The sequence below is a fragment of the Phyllobacterium sp. P5_D12 genome (assembly GCF_054049495.1).
Window position 1 is genome coordinate 1 of record NZ_JBFUMG010000523.1, and the last position, 3127, is coordinate 3127.

The 3127-nt window shown below is 57.6% G+C and carries 3 protein-coding genes; 2 read left to right on the top strand and 1 reads right to left on the bottom strand.

Annotated elements, in window-relative coordinates:
* Positions 1-258, bottom strand: a 258-nt coding sequence (locus ACXJ5O_RS22870; RefSeq protein WP_457301910.1) for a CAP-Gly domain protein, incomplete at its 3' end; no start/stop codon positions are given.
* Positions 259-487: 229 nt separating this feature from the next.
* On the opposite strand from ACXJ5O_RS22870, the gene ACXJ5O_RS22875 reads away from it, so the two are divergent.
* Both ACXJ5O_RS22875 and ACXJ5O_RS22880 read left to right on the top strand, forming a co-directional pair.
* Positions 488-1471, top strand: a complete 984-nt coding sequence (locus ACXJ5O_RS22875) for an NAD-dependent epimerase/dehydratase family protein (protein ID WP_457301908.1) — start codon at positions 488-490, stop codon at positions 1469-1471.
* A gap of 242 nt (positions 1472-1713) precedes the next feature.
* Positions 1714-2523 (top strand): VOC family protein, encoded by an 810-nt coding sequence (locus ACXJ5O_RS22880; protein WP_457301909.1) that lies wholly within the window; start codon positions 1714-1716, stop codon positions 2521-2523.
* Positions 2524-3127: the final 604 nt, after the last annotated feature.

Sequence of the window (3127 nt, forward strand, 5' to 3'; positions counted from 1 at the left end):
GTCTTTCACCAATGGCCGAAAACGGGACGCGCGGTAAGGCATGTCGGCAGCGCCATAGCCCTCGGGGCCGTCGTCGTTGCCACGGTGGATCTCCTCGACCTTGATGCCGACGAATTCGCCATCGACGTAGTGCTGGTACATGCCAATCCAGCGGATGGTGTAGATTTGGCCTTTTCGGATGATTTGATCGATGCTGACATTCTTGAATTTGTCGTCGATACAAACGACTTTCTGTCCGACATAAAAGTCGTTCATAATATTACCCTCGCCGTGTGAGACTGGCACTCATTTTAGGCCGTAAACTCAAAGATGCCACGATGCAATACCCGCTGTCTGGCGATAGTAAGGCCGTTCCGCCACGAATTCCGGATGGCCTCGCACTGGCAGGCCAGTGACTATCTCTTCGCCCCGTGCCGCCACCCTTCACTCCCGATTGTTCCCAATGCTAACCTTCATCCGATTCAGTTCTGGGAGGAATGACGCAATCATGACGATATTGGTGACAGGCAGTTCCGGCCATCTGGGCGAGGCACTGGTGCGCACATTGCAGGGCAGAGGACGAGAGGTCGCGGGGCTCGATATCGCGGCAGGACCGTTCACCATCCATGTCGGTTCTATAGCCGACCGGCCTTTCGTCAAACGCTGCATGGCGGGTGTCGAGACTGTCTTTCATGCGGCCACGCTGCACAAGCCGCATGTCGGCACGCACATGCGGCAGGATTTCGTCGATACCAATATCGCGGGCACCTTGAACCTTCTGGAAGAAGCGGTGGCAGCGGGCGTCAAATCCTTCATCTATACCAGTACGACGAGTGTCTTTGGCGATGCGCTGGTGCCACCCGAAGGTGCACCTGCCGCCTGGATTACCGAGGATGTGCGGCCTGTCCCCAAGAACATCTATGGGGTGACCAAGGCGGCGGCCGAAGACCTTTGCCAGCTGTTTCATCGCAACCAGCGCTTGGCGACGATGGTGTTGCGCACGTCGCGGTTTTTCCCGGAAGAGGACGACGACAAGGACGTGCGCAGCGGCTTTGCCGATGAAAACATCAAGCTGAATGAGTTTCTCTACCGCCGGGTGGATATCGAGGACATCGTCAGCGCGCATCTTCTGGCTGCCGAAAAGGCGCCTGCATTCGGTTTTCGCCGTTATATCATCAGCGCGACGACGCCTTTCACACCAGACGATCTGGCTGATTTGCGCACCGATGCCCCGCGCGCAGTGCAGCGCCGTGTGCCCGAATACGCGGCAGAGTTTGCGCAGCGCGGCTGGAAAATGCTGCCGAGCATTGACCGCGTCTATGTCAATGAGCGGGCGCGGACAGAACTCGGCTGGCAGCCGGAATATGATTTCCGGTGTCTCGTCGGACGGCTGAAAGCAGGCGAGGATATGCGCAGTCCCTTGGCGCGCTTGATCGGGTCCAAGGGCTACCACCCAGAAAACTTTACCGAGGGGCCTTACCCGGTAGAGTAAGACAGCACGGGCGAGCACCCTACCTCCCTAATGGTGTAAACAATGGCCGCCGCTTAGTTCATCATTTGTGAACAAGCTGTTCGCTCGGGCCGGGCTTGTTTCGGGCCTCGATAAATCCGACCTTACCGATAACGAAACTGATATGTTGCGAGGGGATGGGTATGAAGCTCACGCGCCGGAATGTAGTTGTTGGCGCTGCCGCCCTTGCTGTATCGACGGGAAGTACCCGTGCGGAGACAAAAATGGACAAGATTTCCTTTGCAGCGACAGCGCCGACCCACGTGTCGAAGGTTGGCATCAAGGCCAGGGATGCCGATGCACTGGCGAAATATTATGAGGATGTTGTTGGCCTGCGCGAGATTTCGCGCAAGGGCCAGTCGGTCATTCTTGGTGCTGGYGAAACGCCTCTGCTCGAGATCGAGCAGGCCTCGGCCATCCGTGCCGATGATCCGCACAGCGCCGGCCTCTACCACACAGCTTTTCTCTTGCCGGCGCGTGCCGATCTCGCCCGCTGGGCCCGGCGGGCAATTGACAAGCGCACGCCGATCGTCGGCGCTTCCGACCATCTGGTCAGCGAGGCCATCTATCTGACCGATCCGGAAGGCAACGGCGTTGAAATTTATGCTGACCGTCCACATGAGAGCTGGAAGTGGAACGGCTCATCCGTGCAGATGGGCACCGAGGCGCTCGACGTTGGCAATCTGCTCGGCGAACCCGGCAACGAGGTGCCTTTCGACATGGCTCCCGACGGGACGATGGTTGGCCATCTGCACCTGCGCGTCGGTAACGCCAAGGAGGCCGAAAGCTGGTGGCAGAATGAGCTCGGGTTGCAGACGGTTGCCGGGTTTGGCGGCAGTGCCGTGTTTATGTCGACCGGCGGTTACCATCACCACGTCGCGGCCAATTCATGGCAGAGCCGCGGGGCAGGGCGCCGCGACAATGATCGCTCCGGGTTGGCCTGGGCCGAGTTTAGCTCCGCCGATGCCAAGGACGAACGTGAGGTCGTTGACCCCTGGGGCAATGTCATCAGGATCGTTCCGGCAAAGGGTTAGTTGCGGCTTACGCGACCTCCTTCGTCCTGGATTACCACCTCTCCGTCATCCTCGGGCTTGACCCGAGGACCCAAGGCCGAGCAGCGCTATGTGATCGTGTCGTGCTCCCACTGAATCCAGCCGGACGATTTCTCGGTGATAAGCTGCCTCACCATTTTTCAATGACTGGATGCCGCCACAATGGTGGATATCGCCTCGCTCCTTTGCCTGAGTCCTCGGGTCGAGCCCGAGGATGACGGAGAGGCAGGTATTTGATGATAAAGCGAGAGCTCCGTACCCGCCGTTACGGCGTTTCAACCAATCACAACGTCAGCACGCAAAATCCCGGAAAAATTAATCGAACGCTCGTTCAATTAATTTCGCGAACCATCCCGTTCTTACTGGCGGTTTTTCGCTGTTTCACTTGATGCAACCGCTATTTGGACGGGGCGAATTGCGCAACTTTGTCCGATTCACACTCAGGAATGATCAATTCCTGTGCAAGAATCCTCGAATCCGGAATGCTTTTATCAACCCGTGGCTTTAATTTAGTTGCTGCCGGTTGAGCCAAACACGCGCTTGAAGATCGTATCGACGTGTTTGGTATGATAGCCAAGGTCGAACT

Coding starts and splice junctions, on each gene's coding strand:
- ACXJ5O_RS22875 (WP_457301908.1), top strand. CDS start 488: ATGACGATATTGGTGACAGGCAGTTCCGGCCATCTGGGCGAGGCACTG.